Origin of the sequence: Phytobacter sp. V69 (assembly GCF_965644215.1) — a bacterium.
Classification (GTDB): domain Bacteria; phylum Pseudomonadota; class Gammaproteobacteria; order Enterobacterales; family Enterobacteriaceae; genus Phytobacter.
Map to the genome: position 1 here is coordinate 1 of NZ_CBFFRL010000042.1, position 22450 is coordinate 22450.

The window sequence follows — 22450 nt, forward strand, 5'->3', positions numbered from 1 at the left end:
AACTTATCGGTAGTTAACCCTTCCTCCTACACTCTCCACAATCATGTCCGAGCGTTGCACTTATTATCTGAATTCGCTATTGACAACACCAGAGCACATGAGATGCTTTCTGGAATCTACTCATGGTTAAATCCTTATCAGTTATGGGGATAACAGATTCGGATTTACCCATGAGTAGCATTATTGGCAGAGCCAACTTATTGCTGACCACCTCCATAGGAGGTGGTGTTCATGCAAATATAAAAAAAGCCTCCCATCGGGAGGCTTTCGTTGCTCAGGAGATAACTCAATTCGATCAGGCGTTGTAGGCGTTTTCGCCGTGGCTGTTGACGTCCAGCCCTTCGCGCTCTTGATCTTCCGGTACACGCAGACCCACAGTCATGTCAGCCAGTTTGTAACCGATGAAGGCGACAACACCAGACCACACGATAGTGATAGCGATACTTTCCAGCTGTACCAGAAGCTGATGGCCCATGGTAACGCCTTCGGCATAACCCACGCCGCCCAGAGAAGTGGCCGCGAAGATACCTGTCATGATACAACCTACGATACCGCACACGCCGTGGACACCGAAGACATCACACGGGTCGTCAACACGCAGGAAGCGTTTCAGCGCAGTCACACCCCACAGACCCGCCAGGCCTGCAACGATACCCACCAGCAGCGCGCCACCGACACCAACGTAACCACAAGCCGGGGTGATACCCACGAGGCCAGCAATCGCACCAGAACAAGCACCCAAAAGAGACGGTTTGCCACGCAGCGCCCACTCACCAAAGACCCAGGAGAGGATTGCTCCTGCCGTTGCCACGACGGTGTTCACGAATGCCAGAGCAGCAATCTCGTTCGCCGCACTTGCAGAACCGGCGTTGAAACCGAACCAACCGAAGTAGAGGATAGCCGTACCAGTAAACACCATCGGCAGGTTGTGCGGTTTAAACGCTTCTTTGCCAAAACCAACACGTTTGCCAATCAGGTAAGCACCCACCAGGCCCGCCACTGCGGCATTGATGTGAACAACCGTACCACCCGCGAAATCCAGCGCGCCATGGGTTGCCAGCAGACCGCCACCCCATACCATGTGGGCAATCGGTACATAGGACAGCGTCAGCCATACCACAACGAAAATCAGTACCGCAGAGAAACGGATACGTTCAGCTAACGCACCGACGATCAGGCCGACGGTAATACAGGCAAACGAGCCCTGGAACGCGACGTGAATGTACTGATAGAAGCTCCCCATCAGCGCTTTCAGTTCGATATTTTTTAGCATCACCCAGTCGAAGCTGCCGAAGAAGCTACCGCCAGTGCCGAAGGCCAGAGAGTAGCCATAAACTACCCACAGTACGCACACCAGTGCAAACGTAACCGCCACCTGCGTCAGCATAGAGAGGACGTTTTTACCGCGGATTAAGCCGCCATAGAACAGGGCAATGCCCGGAATTGTCATGAACAGCACCAGTGCGGTGCAAATCATCATAAAGGCATTGTCGGCTTTATCGACGACGACCGGATCGGCTGCCATAGCCAGGCCCGGCAGCAGTGCCAGCGAGGCCAGCGAGGCCAGACCCGTTTTTAATATTGCTTTCTTCATTTTACCCATCCCCTCACGGTGTGCCAGGTATTACAGTGCCGCTTCGTCGGCTTCGCCGGTACGAATACGAATGACGCGTTGCAGCTCGGCAACGAAAATTTTGCCGTCGCCAATTTTGCCGGTGTAGGCCGCTTTGCTAATGACATCAATCACTTCATCGAGCTGATCGTCAGCAATCGCCACATCAATCTTCACTTTCGGCAGGAAGTTAACGCTGTACTCCGCACCGCGGTACAACTCAGCGTGCCCTTTCTGACGCCCGAAACCTTTCACTTCGGTCACGGTTAACCCTTGAATACCAATTGAAGACAGTGCTTCACGAACGTCTTCCAGTTTAAATGGCTTAATCACCACGGTAACCAGCTTCATAGATCCCCCTCCAGTCGAAAATCGATAATGGCCGCAGCTAACACGCAATAGATATTGCAAGCGGTGTGCCAAAAATGAAAAACGGGCAAATTTCAGGCTGTTAAGCCGTATAAGAAGGATGAGATTGCACAGGGATGAAAATGGGAATGGTTCAGATTGTTCCTGGAAAAGAAAAACGCACCACGACAGTGCGCGATGCGTTACTTTTTTGCACCAACAGAGGATCCTGTTAGTAGCGTGCTTAATTTTGGTGCATCAGGCGATTAGCGATTCTTCTCGCACGCTGGCGGCAAGCTCTTCTCCCGCCAGTTGCAGTTGATACATCTGCCAGTAACGCCCTTTTGCCTCAAGCAGTTGCTGATGCGTACCGCGTTCAACGGCCTGACCGCGATTGAGGACCAGGATGGTTTCCGCTTCGACAATCGTCGACAGTCGGTGTGCGATCACCACCAGCGTCGTGTGCTGCCTGACCGCTACCAGCGCCTGCTGAATCGCTTTCTCGGTGCCCGAATCGATGTTCGCCGTTGCCTCATCCAGAATCAGGATCTGCGGCGTATCCACCAGCACGCGCGCCAGCGCCAGCAACTGTTTCTGCCCGACAGAGAGATTATTCCCCTGCTCGCCCAGGCGGGTGTGAATCCCCTCCGGCATTTCGCGCGCCAGCTCAGCCAGTTGTACAACTTCAAGCGCGTGCCAGACCTGCTCTTCGGAAATATCGCGCCCCAGCGTGACGTTGGCAAAGAAGGTATCCGCCATCACAACCGGATCCTGTTGCACCATCGCCACCCCTTTGCGCAATGCGCTGTGGCTTAGGGAGGAAAGCGGTCGACCATCCAGGCGGATTTCCCCTTTGGTCAGCGGGTAGTACCCCATCAGCAGGTTCGCCAGCGTACTTTTACCGCTGCCGGTATGCCCCACCAGCGCCACAAAACTACGGGGAGGTACGTTCAGGCTGATGTCCTGCAACACCAGGCTGTCATCACGATAGGCAAAGGAGACATCGTTGATATCAATAGATCCGCTTTTCAGTGGCTCATCGTCATAACCATAGGCCTGACGCGGACAGTCCATCAGTTCAAAGACGCGCTCCCCGGCCACCACTGCCTGCTGGAGCATCGACTGCTGGGTCGTCAGCTCAATCAACGGCTCATTCAGGCGACCCAGGTAGCTAATAAAGGCATACAGCACCCCCACTTCCATCGTGCCGACCGAGCTAAAGCCGAACAGCATCAACAGACCGCACAAAATCAACGCGGAGAAGAGGCTCAGCAACGGGCGCAGCAAGAAACCGTCGAGGCGCAGCGTCTGCATACGCGCCAGATAGTGGGAACGGCTTGCCGACCCCATGCGCTCACCAAAACGCGCCTGCTGGCGGAATTGCTGAATCACGCTCATCCCATTGATGACTTCGTTGAAACCATCATTAATATCCGCCAGGTAAGCCCGCATCCGGCGCACAATCGGCGTGCTGTAACGCTGATAAATCAGCATCACGATGATAACCGCCGGGAAGATGCAGATAGCGACCAGCGCCATGCGCCAGTCGAGGCTGAACATCGCCACCAGCATTGCGCCAATCAACGCCGCGCTGCGCAGTACCGTCGCCACTACTGTGACGTAGAGATCACGGATCACTTCGGTGTCGTTGGTGACGCGCGAAATAATCTGCCCGACCGGCTGGGTGTCGAACGCGCTCAGCGGCTGACGGAGCGCGGCGTCCATCACGTCGGTACGCAACCGCTGCACCACGCCGACGGCAGCCTCGTTAAACAGTAAGGCCTGGGCGTAATGCAGCCCGGCCGCCAGCACCTGCAGGCAAATATAGACCATGACCATGCCCGCGACCAGGCCAACCGGCAGGTAGCTTTTCGCCACCATGTTGTCGATAAAGTAGCTGATCAGCGCCGGGCCGGACACTTCCGCTGCCGCCGCAATCCACAGCATCACCACGGCCCGCGTCAACGGTTTACGCCAGGGCGAACCGTAAGCCAGCAGACGTTTCAGGGTCGGCCACTGCTGCACAAGTTTACGCATCAACCGCCTCCTCTGGCGCATCATCCAGCGCCGCTTCCAGCTGTTGGTAGCGATACATATCGCGATACCAGCCGGGCTGGCGCGCAAGCTGTTCGTGCTGCCCGCGCTGCCCGATATGTCCATGCTGCATCACTAAAATCTCACTGGCTTCTGTCAGCGCCGACAGGCGGTGAGCGCTGATAATGACCGTACGCCCCTCTCCCCACTGACGCAGGTTGTGCAAAATCTGGTGCTCGGTGCGGCCATCAACGGCAGAGAGCGCATCATCCAGCAGCAAAATCTCGGCATTAAGCAGTAGCGCACGGGCAATCGAGATGCGCTGCTTTTGCCCGCCGGAGAGCATCACGCCGCGCTCGCCGACCTCGGTATCGTAGCCCTGCGGCAGGCGCAGGATATCCTCATGCACGCTGGCAAGCCGCGCCACATGTTCAATCTCTTCCTGCGTCGCTCCCGGTTTACCCAGTGCGATATTGCTGGCAACGGTATCGGAAAACAGGAACGGGGTCTGGTTCACCACCGCCAGACGGCTACGCCAGCCGTCCAGTTTCAACTTCGTCAGCGGCACGCCGTGGAAACGGATATCCCCCTGCTCAACATCGAAATGACGCTGAATAAGGGAGAGCAAAGTGGATTTACCCACCCCCGTTGGCCCGCAAATCCCCAGCATCTGGCCGGGCAGCAGGGAGACATGCACATTATTGAGGATCGGCTGCGACGTTTGCGGATAGGTAAACTCGCGAATCCCAATCTGCAGGCTACCGCGTCCTTCCGGGACAGGTTCGGTGCCATCGGTCACCACCGGCGCTTCCGCCAGCATGTCGCGGATACGGCTGTAGGCGGCGCTACCGCGCTCAACGATGTTAAACATCCAGGCCAGCGCCAGCATCGGCCAAATCATTAGCCCAAGATACATGGTGAAACTGGTGAGCTGCCCTAACGTGAGTGAACCCTGAATCACCATCCAGCTCCCGCCGCCAATCGCCAGCAGGTTGGCCATACCGATAGCAATATAGATGGTTGGATCAAAGCGGGCGTCGACGCGGGCCACGCGCATGTTTTTCGCCCCGGTATCCGCCGCTTCGGCAGCGAACAGCGCCGATTGCCGATCTTCCAGACCAAAGGCTTTGATCATACGGATGCTGGTCATGCTTTCCTGGGTACGATCGTTAAGCGAGGAAAATGCCGCCTGCGCCAGCTTGAAGCGCTGATGCAGCTGGTCGCCGTAGCGCTTAATAAAGATGGCCATAATCGGCATTGGCAACAGCGACAGCAGCGTCAGCTGCCAGCTGATCTGCGTGGACATGACCACCAGCACCACACAGCCCATCACCAGTGAATCCACCAGCGTGAGCACGCCTTCCCCGGCGGCGAACACCACCCGATCTACGTCGTTGGTGGCACGCGCCATTAAATCGCCGGTACGGTGGCGAAGATAAAATTCGGGGTGCTGGCGACTGAGCTGTCGGTAAAAGTCTTCACGGAGTTCTACGGCGAGCTGATACGACGCGCCGAACAGCCACACGCGCCAGACATAGCGCAGCAGATAGATGACGATGGCAATCACCACCAGGGCGCCCACCCACATCATGATCTGCGACGAGGTAAAGTGCTGTCGGGTCACACCATCGACAATGATCCCCACCACCTTCGGTGGGGCGAGCTGTAAAATAGCAATAATGATAAGCAGGCCTACAGCACCAAGATAGCGTCGCCATTCCCGGCGAAAGTACCAGCTTAACTGAGCAAATAATCGCACGCGGTTACATCCTGAACGTGAGTTTTCCGGCTACCGCCGGGAGGGTTATTCAATGGGCAAAGCCGTGGTGTATTTTATCTGTTCCATCGCGAAACTGGACGTCACATCGGATAAGCCAGGCACGCTGTTGACCAGTTTTTTATAGAAGTCATCATAACGTTTCATGTCCGCGACCTGAACGCGCAGCAGGTAATCATACTCCCCCGCCATACGCCAGAATCCCAGGACTTCCGGCATCTCCGATACCACGGCGGTGAACCGACAGTACCAGTCGCTGCTGTGATGCTGGGTTTTGATCAGCACAAATGCGGTCAGACTCAGACCGAGTTTTTCCGCATCCAGCACCGCCACGCGCCCGAGAAGGATACCCTCCTCCTCCAGCCGCTTTAACCGTTTCCAGCATGGCGTGCTGGTCAGATTAACGGCATCCGCCAGTGCCTGCAAAGAGAGCGTACAGTCCTTTTGCAGCAAGGAAAGCAACTTGCGGTCAATTTTATCTAGCATCACGCCACCCAGGAGAAAATTTTTCTCTTAATAGTCTATTTCAAAGTTTAAATGGCAACAATCTTTCCTGCGTTTTCCGCTAATCTGGGCACAAAATGATAAATGGAAAAGATGAATGAACAGTGACTGGGTTAAGCACGCCATTAACGAAATCAACGCCGATTATCAGCGCTCTGCGGACACGCACCTTATCCGTCTTGTGCTGCCCGCTTTTCCCGGCATTCGGCTGTATCTGAAAGATGAAAGTACACACCCGACCGGGAGCCTCAAACATCGCCTGGCGCGTTCGTTGTTTCTCTATGGCCTTTGTAACGGCTGGATAAAAGAAGGCACCACCATCATTGAATCCTCATCCGGTTCAACGGCGGTATCAGAAGCGTATTTTGCCCGCCTGCTGGGGCTACCGTTTATTGCCGTCATGCCCCATTGCACGGCAAAACGCAAAGTCGAACAGATTGAGTTTTACGGTGGCCGCTGTCACTTCGTGGAAAGCGCCTGCGAGATCTACGCGGCCTCCGAGACCCTGGCGCGCGAACTGAACGGCCATTATATGGATCAGTTCACCTATGCCGAGCGGGCCACCGACTGGCGCGGCAATAACAACATTGCCGACAGCATTTTTCGTCAGATGCAAAACGAGCCGCACCCGGTGCCGGACTATATCGTTATGAGCGCGGGCACGGGCGGCACATCGGCCACTATCGGGCGTTACATTCGCTGTCAGGGCTACAGCACTGAGCTGATGGTGGTGGATCCGCAAAACTCCGTATTCCTTGATTTCTGGCAAACCCGCGATGCCGGGCTGCTTTCCGCAGTGGGAAGCAAAATTGAAGGTATCGGCCGACCGCGCGTCGAACCGTCATTTATTCCTGACGTAGTGGACGAGATGCTGCGGGTGCCGGATGCAGCCAGCGTGGCAACGGCTCAGTGGCTGGAAACTCAGCTGGGCCGCCGGGTGGGAGCCTCCACCGGTACCAATATGTGGGGGGCATTACAGCTGGCGGCACGCATGCGCGAAGAAGGGCGAAGCGGGTCTATCGTGACGCTGCTGTGCGACAGCGGCGAACGTTATCTCGATACGTACTACAACCCGCAGTGGGTGGAAGCCAATATCGGCGATATCCGCCCGTGGCGCGATGAAATCAGTACGCTACTGAAATAAAAAAGCCAGGTATTCACACCTGGCCGCTGGAAAAGATCTCGTCATTCGGGGGAATAAGGAAGATTAGGTGTGTCCAGCCAATGTGTTAAGTAGTGCGACACGGCCTGATCGCGGCAGTGTCCGATAACCGGTAAGTGTGGCAGCGCGGCGCGCAGCTGAGGCATGGCATTTCCCATGATCATGCCGCGCCCTACGCTTGCCAGCATCTCTCTGTCGTTCATGGCATCACCAAATGCCATGCAATCCTGCATCGGTACGCCCAGCAGCGAGCTTAGCATCGTCAGCGCCGACCCTTTGTTGCAACCGAGCGGCAAAACTTCGAGACAATACGAGGCGGAGAAGCACAAGTTGGCGCGCCCTTCTAACACTTCATTAAGCTGGATCCGCAGGCGGCACAGATCGTCATGTTCACCCACAAAACAGATTTTGGTGACGTCATGGGCAGGCAGACGTTTTAACTCCACCAGTTGGTAGGTGAACCCGCTGTAGATATGCTCGTTCAACGCTTCCGGAACGTGTTTATCCGTCATCCAGCCGGCGTCATTAAAGGCGTGGATGCTGGCCTGCGTATCCCATTTGCTGTGCAGCACCAGTTCAGCCACTTCCGGAGAGAGATCCTGGCGATATAGCAGCTCCCCTTCAAGGGAATGAACGCGCGTGCCGTTTCCGGTGATTAAAAAGGCGTCCAGCGCGAGAACTTCGATGACTTTGCGCATTTCCAGCGCATGCCTGCCGGTCGCGAAAGTAAGGGTGATGTCGCGTTCACGCAGACGGCGCAGGGTCGCCAGCGTTTGCGAGCCGAGACGGTGATCGGGCATAAGCAAAGTGCCGTCCATATCAAAAGCAGCCAGCCGGGCCATATTTCCTCTCCAGATGTGATCGCAACGTATTGCGCAAAAGTATTGCCTCATATATACGGAAGTAATAGTGAGCAGATAGAGATAATTGTTCCGGGTTTATGCGACTTCTTAACCGACTCAATCAATACCAGCGTCTCTGGCAGGTGTCCTCCGGGGAAATACAGCAGGTCAGCGTGGCGGAACTCGCCGCACGCTGTTTTTGCAGCGAACGCCATATGCGCACGCTCCTACGCCAGATGCAGAAGGCGGGCTGGCTCAGTTGGGATTCCCACTCCGGACGAGGTAAACGGGCGGTGCTGCAGTTTTTGCGCGCGCCGGAGTCTTTGCGTCAGGAGATGATGGAGCAGGCCCTGAATGAAGGGCAGCAGCAAAACGCGCTGGCGCTGGCACAGCTTGCGCCGGAAGATTTGCGCATCTTACTGAATCCCTTCCTGGGCGGACTCTGGCAAAACGACGCCCCGACGCTGCGTATTCCCTACTATCGCCCCCTTGAGCCGCTGCGACCGGGTTTTTTACCGGGGCGAGCGGAACAGCATCTTGCCGGGCAAGTCTTCTCTGGTCTGACGCGTTTTGTTGACGATAGTGAGATGCCGCAGGGCGATTTGGCGCACCACTGGGATATCAGCGAGGACAAGCTGCGCTGGCGATTTCATATCCGTACAACGCTGCACTGGCACAACGGGGATGTGGTGGACATCCGCCAGCTACAGGCTCGCTTTATGTTGCTTCTTGAGCTACCCGCCCTGCGCACGCTTTTCGCCAGCGTCAAAAGCGTGGAGGCCACCCACTCGCACTGCCTGACGTTTACGCTGCATCATCCGGATTTCTGGCTGGCACATCGGCTTGCCAGCTATGCAACCACGCTGGCGCATCCGCAGATGCCGCAGATGGGAACCGGGCCGTTCCGCCTTGCCTCATTCAGTCAGGAGCTGGTCAGGCTGGAAAGTCATGAGCAGTACCATCTCACCCACCCGTTACTGAAAGCGGTGGAGTTCTGGATTACGCCGCAGCTTTTTGAGCAGAATCTCGGCACCAGTTGCCGCCATCCGGTGCAGATTGCGATTGGCGAACCCGATGAGCTCGTACACTTGCAGCCAGTGAGTAACAGTATCAGCCTCGGATTTTGCTATCTGACGCAGCGTATTGGCGCCAATCTCACCCCGGCACAATCGCGACGGCTTGTGCAAATCATTCATCAGACAGCATTGCTGGATACCCTGCCGCTGGATGAAGATCTCATTACCCCCAGTAAAGAACTGCTTCCCGGCTGGGAGATTCCCCAGTGGCCGCAGGAAGAGACCGTAGAACTGCCGACCACGTTAACCCTGCTTTATCATTTGCCGGTGGAATTGCACACCATGGCGCAGCAATTTAAACGCTACCTGGCGGCGCTCGGTTGCGAGGTCACGCTGATCTTTCACGATGCGAAAACCTGGGAAGGCTGCAGCGCGCTGGCGCAGGCGGATTTAATGATGGGTGACAGGCTGATTGGCGAAGCCCCGGAGTATACGCTGGAACAGTGGCTGCGCTGCGATCCGGTCTGGCCCAACGTCTTGAGCCATGCGCAATTTGCCCATCTGCAGACAACGCTGGATGCGGTGCAAAGCCTACCCGATGAATTTGCACGCAGTGCCGCGTTGCAGGACGTATTCATCCGCTTGATGGATGAGGCCATACTCACGCCGCTGTTTAATTACCAGTACCGGATTAGCGCGCCGCCGGGTGTCGAGGGCATTCGCCTGAATACCCGCGGCTGGTTTGATTTCGCCCAGGCCTGGCTGCCGGCCCCGGTGCGGTGAAGAAGCTGGTCGACGCAATCCGCACGCGTTACCATAGCGCCTTTATGAATGAATACCGGGAATGATTATGAAACGTGCCGTAGTCGTGTTTAGTGGCGGGCAAGATTCCACGACCTGTCTGGTCCAGGCGTTGCAACAATACGATGAAGTGCATTGTGTCACCTTCGATTATGGTCAACGCCATCGCGCGGAAATCGATGTGGCGCGTGAACTGGCGTTACAGTTAGGCGCACGCGCGCACAAAGTGCTGGATGTGACGTTGTTGAATGAACTGGCGGTCAGCAGCCTGACGCGCGACAGCATCCCGGTACCGGATTATCAGCCCGATGTCAGTGGTATCCCGAATACCTTCGTGCCCGGGCGCAATATCCTGTTTATGACCCTGACGGCCATTTACGCGTATCAGGTACAGGCCGAAGCGGTGATTACCGGCGTATGCGAAACCGATTTTTCCGGTTATCCGGACTGCCGCGACGAGTTTGTTAAAGCGCTGAATCATGCGGTGAATCTGGGCATGGCGAAAGACATTCGCTTTGAAACGCCGCTGATGTGGATAGACAAAGCCGAAACCTGGGCGCTGGCGGATTACTGGGGCAAGCTGGAACTGGTGCGCAATGAGACGCTGACCTGCTACAACGGCATCAAGGGTGATGGCTGTGGGCAGTGTGCCGCCTGTAACCTGCGGGCAAATGGCCTGAGTCACTACCTGGCCGATAAGCCAGGCGTGATGGCGGCGATGAAAAAGAAAACCGGACTGCAGTAAGCTCCCCACCTGATGATTTCCCCGATGGCACTTCACTTACCAGGGCTACAACTCCCTCAAGTCACGTACCCGCGGCGTAGCCCGGATAAGGCGTTTGCGCCGCATCCGGGAGATTTCGCCGATGGCGCTTCGCTTGCCGGGGCCACGATTTATACCCACGCGATGTTCATGTTGCCCGGATAAGGCGTTTGCGCCGCATCCGGGAGATTTCGCCGATGGCGCTTCGCTTGCCGGGGCCACGATTTATACCCACGCGATGTTCATGTTGCCCGGATAAGGCGTTACGCCTCTTCGCGGATCATCTCCTCCAGCCTTTCGCGTAACTCCCCTTCCAGCGCCAGCGCCTTTTGCGTTTTAAGATCGATACACACGAAGGTCACAAGCGCGTCGGCCACCATTTCGCCTGCCGGATCGAGTGTCACAACCTGGCTCAGCACACCGCTGCGCCCGTTGATCTGTTTAACATGGCTGGTTACTGTCAGGCGATCGCCCAGCACGGCAGGCCGACGGTAGTTGATATTGATGTTGACGACCACGAACGCGATGTTATTCGTCGTCATCCACTTAAAGTTTTCATTGTTTTCCAGCCCATCCCAACGCGCTTCTTCCAGAAATTCCAGATAACGGGCATTGTTAACATGCTGATAGACATCGAGGTGATAACCACGAACTTTGATCTGAGTCTGCATAGCGCTTTAACCTTAACTTTTGTTATAGGAACAGAGGTCATAACTGGTATGACCTCTCTAGTCTGGCAAAATTTCGCGACTACGCAAGCCCCATCTTCTACAAGGTCAGGTTTCCAAGGTTACGTTCAACGAGTGCGCCCCCCATACCCGGCACCTGTTTGAGATCATCAAGTGTCTTAAATGGTCCATACTCTTGCCGGTAACTGACGATTGCCTCGGCTTTTTTCATTCCCACCCCATTCATCACTCGCGCCAAATCTTCAGCGCTGGCGGTATTAATGCTGACCCTGGTGCCATCCTCGTCGGCGCTTTTGGTCGCATCAGGCGTTTTGGCTACCGGCGTCGCACTATTGTCTGCTTTGGTTTGTACCGCTGGGGCTTTGGCGCCTGCATCGGCAGGGGCTGCCAGAGCGCTATAGCTGATGCCAGCACAGGCAAAAGAAAGGGTCATTAAAAGTGCTTTGATTCCATGTTTCATGCTGTTTCTCCTTAGTGTTTAACAACAACGCTACGATAAACAACCGGGAAACACGGGACAAATGGCGAATAACAAATGTGGAAAAGGCCGCGAAAGCGGCCTTTGAAATTGCAAAGCGTTGCAATATTTGTGGGAAGCGTCTCGTTATTCCTGCTGTTCCATAATCGCGCCAAGTTTAATTTTGGCGTCTTTACGCAGGTTGGTCATCAGCGCTTCAAAAGCAATCTGTGCATTGTTCTGGGTGATACCCTGAACCATCGCTTTCTTCTGATCGTCCGGCATAGTACCGGCTTTCACTTCATCCAGCGCCAGAATCACAACGTTGCCCTGAGTATCATTCGCCACGCCGTAACCCGGTTTGTCTTTCTCCGGCAGCGGCAGGCCAAACGCAACCTGGCTAATCGGATCCTGGCCCGTACGGGTCAGCGTTTTGGCGGCAGCAAAGCTTAAACCCGCCGCTTTCAGCGCATCGTCACCTTTACCGGCTTTCAGCTCAGCAATCAGCTTGTCAGCATCCAGTTTGGCCTGCTGCTCTGCTTTGTTGTGCTTCACGATATCGCTAACCTGCTCCTTCACTTCCTCTAATGGCTTAATTGCTTCGGCTTTGTGCTCGCTCACGCGCAGTACAAAGGCACGATCGCCATCGACAGTGATAATGTCAGAGTTGCTGCCCGGCGCACCGTTCACACCGACCAGACCACCGTCAAAGATAGCGTTGGCAACCGGTTTGAAATTCAGTTCTTCCGGCAGGCTGTCACGGCTGAACCAGCCAGTCTCAACCACTTTAGTACCTGCAACCTGTTCGGCACCGGTCAGAGATTCGTTGTCGTTGCTGGCAGCTTCACTCACTTTCTGCTGCAGGGCATACCAGGCATCCAGCGCTTTATCCTGCTTCACTTTCGCGGCGATTTCGTCATGCACTTCGCTCAGCGGTTTAGCTTTTGCTGGCTGAATATCATCAAGGCGAACAACCAGGAAGCCAACGGAAGATTTGATCACACCAGACAGCTGGCCTTTGTCTTTCAGGCCGGCATTTTTCAGTTCGTCCGGCGTTGTGCCAGGTTCCAGCCACCCCATATCACCGCCGTTACGGGCAGAGATGATATCAGCGGATTTTTCTTTCGCCAGCGCGGCAAAATCAGCGCCTTTGCTCAGCGCGTCCAGCACGGCTTTGGCTTCATCTTCTGTTTTGGTCTGAATCACGCTGTAGCGGTTACGCTGCGGCTGTGTGAACTGATCCATGTGCTGGTCGTAGTAAGACTGAACATCCGCATCGCTGACGTTCTGCTGCATGTTGGTCGCATCCAGCTTGATATAGCTCACGCGGAACTGCTCCGGTGACACAAAGCGGGCTTTGTTCTGCTCGTAGAAAGCGGAGATTTCCTGATCGCTCACGGTCTGTTTTGCCGCCAGCGCATTCACATCGATCAGTGCCTGACGCACAACACGTTGCTGGGAGACCAGCGCGGCCAGTTCGTCCGTCTCGCCTTTCAGCATGAAGTCAGTGCCCGCAACCGCGTTAATCAACTGCTGAGAGGTCAGCTGATTACGCAGCGCCTGAGCATACTGATCCGCGTTCATGCCCATCTGATTGACGATGCCGTTGAAACGGTCGTTATCAAATTTACCGTTCGTCTGGAAAGCCTGAGTGGAAAAAATCGCTTTCTTAACCTGCTCATCACTGATGCCCAGGTGCAGGTTTTTAGCGTATTGATCCAGCAGCGCTTCGTCGATAAGACGGTTCAGCACCTGCTGACGCATGGATTTCATGTAGTTTTCATTCGCGGCCAGCTCGGAGAACTGGTCGCCCAGCTGCTGCTGCATCCGATTACGCTCACTGGCAACCGCATTTTCGAATTGCGCGCGACCTATCTCCTGGTCATTAACCTTTGCGGCATAATTATTGTTACCGCCAATAAGGTAGCTGCTGACGCCGGTCAAAATGAACGACACGATAATGACGCCGAAAATGATCTTGAGCACGATGCTGTTTGCTGCCGTGCGTAAATTGTCCATCATGGTGTAACAACACTCCGCTGTAGGTGACTGTAGACCTCGCGCAGTCACTCAGTTTCCCGACGCTGCGTATAGGGTCGTATTTTGACAAGAAAAGGGGGCAATTGTCAGCCCACAACTCGCAGAAACTCAGATAAGAGTGACTGAATAAATAAAAAAGGCACATCTTTCGATGCGCCCTTGTACTTTTCACCTTCCCGCGGGGAAAGCGATCAGTTAACCGCGTCTTTCAGTGCCTTGCCCGCGCGGAAGCCCGGAACCTTAGCTGCGGCGATTGTGATTTCTTTGCCGGTCTGAGGGTTGCGACCTGTACGCGCAGCACGCTCTTTAACAGCAAAAGTACCAAAACCTACCAGCGCTACATCATCCCCTTCTTTCAGAGATTCAGTAACAGAAGCAATTAAAGCATCTAACGCACGTCCAGCAGCCGCTTTAGAGATGTCAGCTCCCGCGGCAATCTTGTCTATCAGTTGAGATTTATTCACTCTTCTCTTCCTCTCTTTATAATTTATATCGCGCCTGAGTCCTTCACAGCGCGACCGCGCAGCAGTTATATCAGGCCTGTCATGCCCTTACAACACCAGTTGTTGATGACACACCCAACCAGCAATCTAAATTAGCTATACAAAAAAAGGCTGGCAAGTCCGAAATGCCTTACCAGCCTTGTTTTTATCAACGCTCTTTGCGCGCGGTCACTATTTTGCGGTCGCGACCTGCATGCCGAACGGTTCGTTTTGCAGTGCGAGGGCCAGAACCTCGTCAATGCGCTTAACCGGATGAATGTCCAGGTCTGCAATGACGTTTTCCGGAATTTCCTCAAGATCGCGCTTGTTCTCGTAAGGAATCAACACGGTTTTGATGCCACCACGGTGTGCCGCCAGCAGTTTTTCTTTCAGACCGCCAATCGGCAGAACCTGGCCACGCAGGGTAATTTCACCCGTCATCGCCACATCAGCACGTACCGGGTTGCCGGTCAGGCAAGAAACCAGTGCGGTACACATCGCGATACCGGCGCTTGGGCCGTCTTTCGGCGTTGCCCCTTCCGGTACGTGAACGTGAATGTCGCGTTTTTCGTAGAAATCCCCGTTGATGCCGAGTTTTTCTGCGCGCGCGCGCACCACCGTCAGCGCTGCCTGGATAGATTCCTGCATCACTTCACCCAGTGAACCGGTATAGGTCAGCTTGCCTTTACCCGGTACACAGGCGGTTTCGATAGTCAGCAGATCGCCACCCACTTCGGTCCACGCCAGGCCGGTCACCTGACCAACACGGTTTTCGTCATCCGCACGGCCATAGTCAAAGCGCTGAACGCCCAGGTAATCGTGCAGGTTGTCACCGTTGATCTCGATGTGTTTCAGCGTCGGATCCATCAGCAGCTGTTTCACCGCTTTACGGCACAATTTAGAAATTTCACGCTCAAGGCTACGTACGCCCGCTTCACGGGTGTAGTAACGAATGATACCGACGATCGCGCTGTCATCCACGGTCAGTTCCGTTGATTTCAGAGCGTTACGTTCAATCTGTTTCGTCAGCAGGTGCTGTTTCGCGATGTTCAGCTTCTCATCTTCCGTGTAACCGGAAAGACGAATCACTTCCATACGATCCAGCAGCGGTGCCGGAATGTTCATGGAGTTGGATGTCGCAACAAACATGACGTCGCTGAGATCGTAATCCACTTCCAGATAGTGATCGCTAAACGCCACGTTCTGCTCCGGATCCAGCACCTCTAACAGTGCAGATGCCGGATCGCCGCGCATGTCCGAGGACATTTTGTCGATCTCATCGAGCAGGAACAGCGGGTTTTTCACGCCCACTTTGGCCATTTTCTGGATCAGTTTGCCCGGCATGGAGCCAATATAGGTACGACGGTGACCGCGAATTTCCGCTTCGTCACGCACGCCGCCCAGCGCCATACGGATATACTTACGTCCGGTCGCTTTAGCGATGGACTGACCCAGAGAGGTTTTACCTACCCCCGGCGGTCCAACCAGGCACAGGATTGGACCTTTCAGCTTGTTCATACGGCTCTGCACCGCAAGATACTCGAGGATGCGGTCTTTGACGCGTTCAAGGCCGTAGTGGTCGGTATCGAGCACTTCCTGCGCCTGACGCAAATCTTTTTTCACTTTGCTGCGCGCAAACCACGGAACCTGAATCATCCACTCGATGTAACCGCGAACCACGGTGGCTTCCGCTGACATCGGGGACATCATTTTCAGTTTCTGCAGCTCGGCTTCGGCCTTCTCTTTGGCCTCTTTCGGCATTTTAGCCGCGTCGATTTTGCGTTTCAGCGCTTCGTTTTCATCCGGCGCGTCATCCATCTCGCCAAGTTCTTTCTGAATGGCTTTCATCTGCTCGTTCAGATAGTACTCGCGCTGGGATTTCTCCATCTGTTTTTTGACGCGATTACGGATACGTTTCTCAACCTGCAGCAGGTCGATTTCCGATTCCATCATCGCCATCAGATATTCCAGACGTTCGTTAACGTCGGACATCTCCAGCACGGACTGTTTGTCCGCCAGCTTGAGCGGCATATGTGCGGCAATGGTATCCGCCAGGCGCGCAGGGTCGTCAATGCTGTTCAGTGAAGTCAGCACTTCCGGTGGGATTTTTTTGTTGAGCTTGATGTAGCCTTCAAACTGGCTGATGGCCGTGCGTACCAGCACTTCCTGCTCACGCTCATCAATGGCCGGGGAGTCGAGGTATTCCGCTTTGGCCGTGAAGTGCTCGCCATTATCCGACAGGGTGGTAATGCGCGCGCGCTGCAGACCTTCCACCAGCACTTTAACAGTGCCATCAGGCAGTTTCAGCATCTGCAGAATAGAGGCCACGGTCCCGACGGTGAAAAGGTCGTTTACACCCGGCTCATCCGTTGAGGCTTCTTTCTGCGCAACCAGCATGATTTTTTTATCATGGTCCATGGCCGCTTCAAGACAACGGATAGATTTTTCCCGCCCTACAAACAGGGGTATGACCATGTGCGGATAAACCACCACATCGCGCAACGGCAATACGGGGATTTCAATGCGTTCAGAACGCTCAGGATTCATAGAGCTCTCTCTTAGTTTAATGTCCGCCAGGTAATCCGGTGACGTGACTGTGCAACACGCACCATTAACATGTAAAGCAGTATATGGGGATGTATTCCATACATTCAACGGCGAGAATAAGGAAAAATAAAAGGGGAGATAAAATCCCCCCTTTTTGATTAACTATCTGTATGGATTGGCGAATTATTCACCAGATGCTTGCTGAGCTTCGTGCTTGCCGTAGATCAGCAATGGCTTGGTTTGCCCGCCGATGACGGACTCATCAATAACCACTTTTTCAACCTCTTCCAGTGACGGCAGGTCGTACATGGTGTCCAGCAACGCGGCTTCGACGATGGAACGCAGACCACGCGCACCGGTTTTACGCACCATCGCTTTCTTGGCGATAGCAGTAAGCGCTTCGTCACGGAATTCCAGATCCACACCTTCAAGATTAAACAGTGCCTGATATTGCTTGGTCAGGGCGTTTTTCGGCTCTTTCAGGATCTGGATCAGCGCGTCTTCACTCAACTCATTGAGCGTAGCCACAACCGGCAGACGGCCGATGAATTCCGGGATCAGACCAAATTTGATCAGATCTTCCGGCTCAACCTGCGCCAGCAGCTGGCCTTCGTTCGGTTTTTCAGACGTGGATTTCACCGTTGCGCCAAAACCAATACCTGACCCGGTTTCAACACGGTGGGAAATCACTTTATCCAGACCGGCGAATGCACCACCACAGATGAACAGGATTTTGGAGGTATCAACCTGCAAGAACTCCTGCTGCGGGTGCTTACGACCACCCTGCGGCGGCACGGCAGCCACGGTGCCTTCGATCAGTTTCAGCAACGCCTGCTGCACGCCTTCACCGGATACGTCACGGGTGATGGACGGGTTGTCAGACTTACGCGAAATCTTATCGATCTCATCGATATAGACGATGCCGCGCTGCGCTTTCTGTACGTCGTAGTCGCACTTCTGCAGCAGCTTCTGGATGATGTTTTCAACGTCTTCACCCACGTAACCGGCTTCGGTCAGGGTGGTAGCATCTGCCATGGTAAACGGAACATCCAGCAGACGCGCCAGCGTTTCAGCCAGCAGCGTTTTACCGGAACCGGTCGGCCCGATCAGCAGAATGTTACTTTTGCCGAGTTCAACACCATTGCTGGTGTCACCATTGCGCAGACGTTTGTAGTGGTTGTATACCGCGACGGCCAGCACTTTTTTCGCCTGTTCCTGGCCGATAACATAATCGTCCAGGTGATGGCGGATCTCGTGCGGGGTCGGCAGAGCACTGCGCTCGCGATGCGGCGCAACTTCTTTAATCTCTTCGCGAATGATGTCGTTACACAGATCAACACATTCGTCGCAGATATACACGGACGGCCCGGCAATGAGCTTGCGCACTTCATGCTGGCTTTTGCCGCAAAAAGAGCAGTACAACAGTTTGCCCGAACCATCTTTGCGTTTATCTGTCATGAGTCAAAACCTCTTTTCTGTTCTTTGTGCCGCACATGACGACGCAAATGCCATTCCAGGCGCAAAACGCTAGCCAGCGTAGTGCCGCTCGATATTCATTATAGCGGCACTACTCCGGCCTGAGCATTAATTACGATGGGTCAAAATTGAATCAACCAGACCGTATTCGACGGCTTCGTTCGCAGAGAGGAAACGGTCACGTTCGGTATCTCGTTCAATTTGCTCTAAAGATTGACCCGTATGATGTGCCATGAGTTCGTTCATGCGCCCTTTCACTTTCAGGATTTCACGGGCGTGGATCTCGATATCCGTCGCCTGACCCTGATAACCGCCCAGCGGTTGGTGGATCATTACGCGTGAGTTTGGCAGGCAGAAACGCTTGCCTTTTGCTCCCGCCGTCAGCAGGAATGCGCCCATGGACGCGGCCTGGCCCATACAAATGGTGCTGACGTCAGGCTTAATAAATTGCATGGTGTCGTAAATCGACATCCCGGCGGTAATGACGCCACCCGGAGAGTTAATGTACAGGTAAATATCTTTTTCCGGATTTTCCGCTTCCAGGAACAGCATCTGCGCCACGATCAGGTTTGCCATGTGGTCTTCAACCTGACCAGTCATGAAAATGACACGTTCCTTAAGAAGACGGGAGTAGATATCGAAGGAGCGCTCACCACGTGAGGTCTGTTCAATAACCATTGGCACCAGGGCCATATGGGGTGCAAAGGTATCTCGTTCGCCGCTGTATGACATGTCCGTCTCCTGGATCTAAAAATAAATAACCTGCTGTACTGATTGTACTTGAGTGAGCCAGGTCTGACTACGACCCCCTCACGGACGGATTATCAGCCAGAGTGTTCACAGTCGATAGTCCCTTAATGGGGATGACCACACCTTATTTCAAGCATAACAATCTTTTGCTGTTACGCTAACACTGAAACGCCCTTTTAGCACAGTTCTGATAACGTCAATGCGATAAAAAAAAGCCCGCCACCAGAAGGTGACGGGCTTATTGTTTACTCTTTATACCGGATGAATAAATTAAGCCTGCTGGTTCATCAGTTCCTGGAAGCTGGTTGCTTTCTCAGTCACTTTTGCTTTTTCCAGTACAGCTTCAACAGCCTGCTCTTCCAGAGCGACGTTACGCATGTTATCGGTCAGCTCTTTGTTTTTTCTGTAGAATTCGATAACTTCGGTCGGATCTTCGTAAGCAGAAGCCATCTCTTCGATCAGACCTTTTACGCGATCTTCGTCAGCTTTCAGCTCGTGGGTGCGAATCACTTCGCCCAGCAGCAGACCAACGATTACGCGGCGTTTAGCCTGCTCTTCGAACAGCTCACGCGGCAGTTCCAGCGCTTGTTTCTCGTTACCACCGAAGCGCTGAGCAGCCTGGCGACGCAGAACGTCAACTTCGCTGTCGATCAGGGCAGACGGGATATCGATCTCGTTCGCTTTCACCAGACCGTCGATTGCCTGAGACTTAATGCGGTTACGCACTGCGCCTTTCAGCTCGCGGTCCATGTTCTTACGTACTTCTGCACGCAGACCGGCAACAGAACCATCTTCAACGCCGAAACGTTTGATAAATTCTTCAGTCAGTTCCGGCAGCTCGCGCTCTTCAACTTTTTTCAGGTTGATGGCGAACTTCGCTGCTTTACCTTTCAGGTTTTCAGCGTGGTATTCTTCCGGGAAGGTCACATCGATGGTGAATTCGTCACCTGCTTTGTGGCCTTTGATGCCGTCTTCGAAGCCCGGGATCATACGACCCTGGCCCATAGCCAGCACGAAATCAGTGGCTTTGCCGCCTTCGAACTCTTCACCGTCTACAGAACCGGAGAAATCAACGGTCACGCGGTCTTCTGCGTCAACAGCACCATCTTTGTCTTTCCAGGTAGCCTGTTGTTTACGCAGGGTGTCCAGCATAGTGTCGACGTCAGCGTCGGTCACTTCTACAACCGGTTTTTCAACTTCGATGGTGTCCAGACCTTGCAGCTCAACTTCCGGATACACTTCGAATTCTACGGAGTAGGTAAAGTCTTCACCCAGTTTGTATTCGCCCGGAACGTAGTTCGGTGCGCCAGCCGGGTTGATTTTTTCCTGAATGATCGCGTCGATAAAGTTGCGGCTCATCAGTTCGCCCAGTACGTCCTGACGTACGGAAGCGCCGTAACGCTGAGCAACGACGGTCATCGGTACTTTGCCTTTACGGAAGCCGTCAATACGTACTTTCTTCGCTACGTTAACCAGCTCGCTCTTCACAGCGGTCTCGATGCTGTCAGCAGCGATAGTAATCGTTACACGGCGCCCAAGGCCCTGAGTGGTTTCAACTGAAACTTGCATCTTGTTACCTCAAAAAATCACAGTGCTCGGTCAACTCTACTCTGGAAGCTGTCATAGGGCTTCGCAGAACCGGGATGCTCTCTCAAATCAGATATACATTCCCTGTCACCAGAATCATCCCGAAGACGTTCATATATAAGACGCGGCATTATAGCGGCATCACTTTAGTGAGTCGAGAACAGGAACGCCGCATTGTTGCGCCATTTTTCACAATTCCGAGGTAATTTTGACCTAAAAATTGCGCTTCTCGCTCAAAACTCAGACAAAACAAAACGGCCCGCAGGCCGTTTTTACATAAACTGTACGCAACATACTGGAAAAGCTCTGGCAGTTGCAAATGCGTTTTACGCGATGCTGCCTGCTCCCCTGCATGGCGGCGAGGCGAAAACGGTGTCCTGCAGACCTTCCCACTCCTTAATCGTGTAGGTATGCAACGCCAGTGCGTGGACGGTGGTAGAGAGTTCCGCCGTCAATGTGCCGTAGATCATACGATGGCGGTTGAGGAAACGCTCCCCGGTGAAGCGGTCACTGACCAGCACGACTTTGAAATGGCTTTCGGAACCGGCCGGTACATTGTGACGATAGCTTTCATCCACAACCTCGAGGAACACGGGTTCAAACGCTGCCCTTAACTTATCTTCTATCTGCTCACGTATCATCATGAAAGGACTCCTCCGACAACGCTGAGATGCTACCCATCCCTTTAAATGTTAGCCGCTTTTATCCTGTCCATAACAAGAAAACAACAAAAATTTAGCTTTAGTCCTATTTTCTCAGTCAAAGGTATGAACTGTACTGAAAAGGTCAGAATTGCGTCATACCCCCAGGGCAAACGCATTGCGCGGTCAAAAAAAGCACAAGGCGATGAATTTACATGCGTTGAGGACTTCCCCTTGTTGACGGCGATGTTATGATGGCAAGAATTTTCCCTATCTAAGCTTAAGATCCATTGAGAGCCTGAACATGTTAAAAAAACTTCTCTTCCCGTTGGTCGCTTTATTTATGCTGGCCGGGTGTGCTACCCCGCCAACCACTCTTGAAGTGTCACCGAAGATTACACTGCCACAGCAGGATCCTAGCCTGATGGGCGTTACCGTTAGCATCACTGGCGCAGACCAGCGTCCTGACCAGGCACTGGCGAAAGTCACCCGTGATAACCAGTTGGTTACCTTAACCGCTTCCCGCGACCTGCGTTTCTTGCTGCAAGAAGTGCTGGAAAAACAGATGACTGCACGCGGTTATATGATCGGCCCAAGCGGTGCGGCTAACCTGCAAATCATTGTTAACCAGCTGTATGCCGATGTTTCTCAGGGCAACCTGCGTTACAGCATTGCCACGAAAGCGGATATTGCCATCATCGCAACCGCGTCTAACGGCAACAAAATGACGAAAAACTATCGCGCCAGCTACAACGTTGAAGGTGCACTGCAGGCGTCTAACGACAAGATTACCAATGCCGTTAACAGCGTACTGACCGACACCATCGCGGATATGTCTCAGGACACCACCATTCATCAGTTCATCAAGCAGAACACGCGTTAAGTTCCGCACGCTGGCCCGGTTCGCCGGGCCAGCACTGAA

The 22450-nt window shown here is 54.0% G+C and carries 20 protein-coding genes; 5 read left to right on the forward strand and 15 right to left on the reverse strand.

Annotated elements, in window-relative coordinates; all coding sequences use genetic code 11:
• Nucleotides 1-295: 295 nt before the first annotated feature.
• The 5 genes from amtB to ACSZPU_RS08245 form a co-directional block, all read right to left on the reverse strand.
• Nucleotides 296-1594 carry an ammonium transporter AmtB gene (gene amtB, locus ACSZPU_RS08225; protein WP_498997422.1) on the reverse strand — a complete coding sequence of 433 codons (1299 nt, stop codon included), beginning with the start codon at nt 1592-1594 and terminating at the stop codon, nt 296-298.
• 30 nt (nt 1595-1624) lie between these two features.
• A complete protein-coding gene (gene glnK / locus ACSZPU_RS08230; RefSeq protein WP_002891893.1) occupies nt 1625-1963 on the reverse strand; it encodes a P-II family nitrogen regulator in 339 nt (112 codons plus the stop codon).
• 255 nt (nt 1964-2218) lie between these two features.
• A complete protein-coding gene (locus ACSZPU_RS08235) occupies nt 2219-3997 on the reverse strand; it encodes a SmdB family multidrug efflux ABC transporter permease/ATP-binding protein (RefSeq protein WP_498997431.1) in 1779 nt (592 codons plus the stop codon).
• On the reverse strand, nt 3990-5753 hold the full coding sequence (locus ACSZPU_RS08240) for a SmdA family multidrug ABC transporter permease/ATP-binding protein (RefSeq protein WP_498997433.1): 1764 nt from the start codon (nt 5751-5753) through the stop codon (nt 3990-3992). The genes ACSZPU_RS08235 and ACSZPU_RS08240 overlap by 8 nt, the downstream gene beginning before the upstream one ends.
• A gap of 45 nt (nt 5754-5798) precedes the next feature.
• Nucleotides 5799-6257: an Lrp/AsnC family transcriptional regulator gene (locus ACSZPU_RS08245; protein WP_498997434.1), complete on the reverse strand. Its 459-nt coding sequence runs from the start codon at nt 6255-6257 to the stop codon at nt 5799-5801.
• A gap of 115 nt (nt 6258-6372) precedes the next feature.
• On the opposite strand from ACSZPU_RS08245, the gene ACSZPU_RS08250 reads away from it, so the two are divergent.
• Nucleotides 6373-7419 (forward strand): PLP-dependent cysteine synthase family protein, encoded by a 1047-nt coding sequence (locus tag ACSZPU_RS08250; protein WP_498997436.1) that lies wholly within the window; start codon nt 6373-6375, stop codon nt 7417-7419.
• A gap of 41 nt (nt 7420-7460) precedes the next feature.
• Here the strand turns inward: ACSZPU_RS08250 and cof are convergent, their stop codons facing one another.
• Nucleotides 7461-8279 carry an HMP-PP phosphatase gene (cof, locus tag ACSZPU_RS08255; RefSeq protein WP_498997438.1) on the reverse strand — a complete coding sequence of 273 codons (819 nt, stop codon included), beginning with the start codon at nt 8277-8279 and terminating at the stop codon, nt 7461-7463.
• A 98-nt stretch (nt 8280-8377) separates the two neighbouring features.
• Between cof and ACSZPU_RS08260 the strand changes: the two genes are divergently transcribed.
• The 3 genes from ACSZPU_RS08260 (at nt 8378) to ACSZPU_RS08270 (ending at nt 11024) form a co-directional block, all read left to right on the forward strand.
• On the forward strand, nt 8378-10078 hold the full coding sequence (locus tag ACSZPU_RS08260) for an SgrR family transcriptional regulator (protein WP_498997440.1): 1701 nt from the start codon (nt 8378-8380) through the stop codon (nt 10076-10078).
• Between the two features lie 67 nt (nt 10079-10145).
• Nucleotides 10146-10841 (forward strand): 7-cyano-7-deazaguanine synthase QueC, encoded by a 696-nt coding sequence (gene queC / locus ACSZPU_RS08265; RefSeq protein ID WP_498997442.1) that lies wholly within the window; start codon nt 10146-10148, stop codon nt 10839-10841.
• A gap of 24 nt (nt 10842-10865) precedes the next feature.
• Nucleotides 10866-11024, forward strand: a complete 159-nt coding sequence (locus ACSZPU_RS08270; protein WP_498997444.1) for a hypothetical protein — start codon at nt 10866-10868, stop codon at nt 11022-11024.
• 98 nt (nt 11025-11122) lie between these two features.
• On the opposite strand, the gene ACSZPU_RS08275 is transcribed toward ACSZPU_RS08270, so the two are convergent.
• The 9 genes from ACSZPU_RS08275 to bolA form a co-directional block, all read right to left on the reverse strand.
• Nucleotides 11123-11530: a YbgC/FadM family acyl-CoA thioesterase gene (locus tag ACSZPU_RS08275; RefSeq protein WP_498997445.1), complete on the reverse strand. Its 408-nt coding sequence runs from the start codon at nt 11528-11530 to the stop codon at nt 11123-11125.
• Between the two features lie 97 nt (nt 11531-11627).
• On the reverse strand, nt 11628-12008 hold the full coding sequence (locus ACSZPU_RS08280) for a helix-hairpin-helix domain-containing protein (RefSeq protein ID WP_498997447.1): 381 nt from the start codon (nt 12006-12008) through the stop codon (nt 11628-11630).
• A 144-nt stretch (nt 12009-12152) separates the two neighbouring features.
• Nucleotides 12153-14027 carry a peptidylprolyl isomerase gene (gene ppiD, locus ACSZPU_RS08285; RefSeq protein ID WP_498997449.1) on the reverse strand — a complete coding sequence of 625 codons (1875 nt, stop codon included), beginning with the start codon at nt 14025-14027 and terminating at the stop codon, nt 12153-12155.
• 209 nt (nt 14028-14236) lie between these two features.
• Complete coding sequence (gene hupB / locus ACSZPU_RS08290) at nt 14237-14509, reverse strand: nucleoid-associated protein HU-beta (RefSeq protein WP_041852498.1); 273 nt, start codon at nt 14507-14509, stop codon at nt 14237-14239.
• 210 nt (nt 14510-14719) lie between these two features.
• Nucleotides 14720-17074, reverse strand: coding sequence for an endopeptidase La (gene lon, locus ACSZPU_RS08295; protein ID WP_498997451.1), 2355 nt, complete (start codon nt 17072-17074; stop codon nt 14720-14722).
• A 183-nt stretch (nt 17075-17257) separates the two neighbouring features.
• On the reverse strand, nt 17258-18532 hold the full coding sequence (gene clpX / locus ACSZPU_RS08300) for an ATP-dependent protease ATP-binding subunit ClpX (protein WP_498997453.1): 1275 nt from the start codon (nt 18530-18532) through the stop codon (nt 17258-17260).
• Between the two features lie 126 nt (nt 18533-18658).
• The gene (clpP, locus tag ACSZPU_RS08305; protein ID WP_041852501.1) at nt 18659-19282 is read right to left on the reverse strand and encodes an ATP-dependent Clp endopeptidase proteolytic subunit ClpP; all 624 of its coding nucleotides are present in this window, start codon (nt 19280-19282) and stop codon (nt 18659-18661) included.
• 288 nt (nt 19283-19570) lie between these two features.
• Complete coding sequence (tig, locus tag ACSZPU_RS08310) at nt 19571-20869, reverse strand: trigger factor (protein ID WP_498997454.1); 1299 nt, start codon at nt 20867-20869, stop codon at nt 19571-19573.
• Between the two features lie 344 nt (nt 20870-21213).
• A complete protein-coding gene (gene bolA, locus ACSZPU_RS08315) occupies nt 21214-21531 on the reverse strand; it encodes a transcriptional regulator BolA (RefSeq protein ID WP_498997455.1) in 318 nt (105 codons plus the stop codon).
• Between the two features lie 301 nt (nt 21532-21832).
• Between bolA and ACSZPU_RS08320 the strand changes: the two genes are divergently transcribed.
• Nucleotides 21833-22411: a lipoprotein gene (locus ACSZPU_RS08320; RefSeq protein ID WP_498997457.1), complete on the forward strand. Its 579-nt coding sequence runs from the start codon at nt 21833-21835 to the stop codon at nt 22409-22411.
• Nucleotides 22412-22450: the final 39 nt, after the last annotated feature.

What these genes read in the sequence shown, in the direction of transcription:
- amtB (WP_498997422.1), bottom strand. Translation starts at nt 1,594, where the DNA reads ATGAAGAAAGCAATATTAAAAACGGGTCTGGCCTCGCTGGCCTCGCTG.
- glnK (WP_002891893.1), bottom strand. Translation starts at nt 1,963, where the DNA reads ATGAAGCTGGTTACCGTGGTGATTAAGCCATTTAAACTGGAAGACGTT.
- ACSZPU_RS08235 (WP_498997431.1), bottom strand. Translation starts at nt 3,997, where the DNA reads ATGCGTAAACTTGTGCAGCAGTGGCCGACCCTGAAACGTCTGCTGGCT.
- ACSZPU_RS08245 (WP_498997434.1), bottom strand. Translation starts at nt 6,257, where the DNA reads ATGCTAGATAAAATTGACCGCAAGTTGCTTTCCTTGCTGCAAAAGGAC.
- ACSZPU_RS08250 (WP_498997436.1), top strand. Translation starts at nt 6,373, where the DNA reads ATGAACAGTGACTGGGTTAAGCACGCCATTAACGAAATCAACGCCGAT.
- cof (WP_498997438.1), bottom strand. Translation starts at nt 8,279, where the DNA reads ATGGCCCGGCTGGCTGCTTTTGATATGGACGGCACTTTGCTTATGCCC.
- ACSZPU_RS08260 (WP_498997440.1), top strand. Translation starts at nt 8,378, where the DNA reads ATGCGACTTCTTAACCGACTCAATCAATACCAGCGTCTCTGGCAGGTG.
- queC (WP_498997442.1), top strand. Translation starts at nt 10,146, where the DNA reads ATGAAACGTGCCGTAGTCGTGTTTAGTGGCGGGCAAGATTCCACGACC.
- ACSZPU_RS08270 (WP_498997444.1), top strand. Translation starts at nt 10,866, where the DNA reads ATGGCACTTCACTTACCAGGGCTACAACTCCCTCAAGTCACGTACCCG.
- ACSZPU_RS08275 (WP_498997445.1), bottom strand. Translation starts at nt 11,530, where the DNA reads ATGCAGACTCAGATCAAAGTTCGTGGTTATCACCTCGATGTCTATCAG.
- ACSZPU_RS08280 (WP_498997447.1), bottom strand. Translation starts at nt 12,008, where the DNA reads ATGAAACATGGAATCAAAGCACTTTTAATGACCCTTTCTTTTGCCTGT.
- ppiD (WP_498997449.1), bottom strand. Translation starts at nt 14,027, where the DNA reads ATGATGGACAATTTACGCACGGCAGCAAACAGCATCGTGCTCAAGATC.
- lon (WP_498997451.1), bottom strand. Translation starts at nt 17,074, where the DNA reads ATGAATCCTGAGCGTTCTGAACGCATTGAAATCCCCGTATTGCCGTTG.
- clpX (WP_498997453.1), bottom strand. Translation starts at nt 18,532, where the DNA reads ATGACAGATAAACGCAAAGATGGTTCGGGCAAACTGTTGTACTGCTCT.
- clpP (WP_041852501.1), bottom strand. Translation starts at nt 19,282, where the DNA reads ATGTCATACAGCGGCGAACGAGATACCTTTGCACCCCATATGGCCCTG.
- tig (WP_498997454.1), bottom strand. Translation starts at nt 20,869, where the DNA reads ATGCAAGTTTCAGTTGAAACCACTCAGGGCCTTGGGCGCCGTGTAACG.
- bolA (WP_498997455.1), bottom strand. Translation starts at nt 21,531, where the DNA reads ATGATGATACGTGAGCAGATAGAAGATAAGTTAAGGGCAGCGTTTGAA.
- ACSZPU_RS08320 (WP_498997457.1), top strand. Translation starts at nt 21,833, where the DNA reads ATGTTAAAAAAACTTCTCTTCCCGTTGGTCGCTTTATTTATGCTGGCC.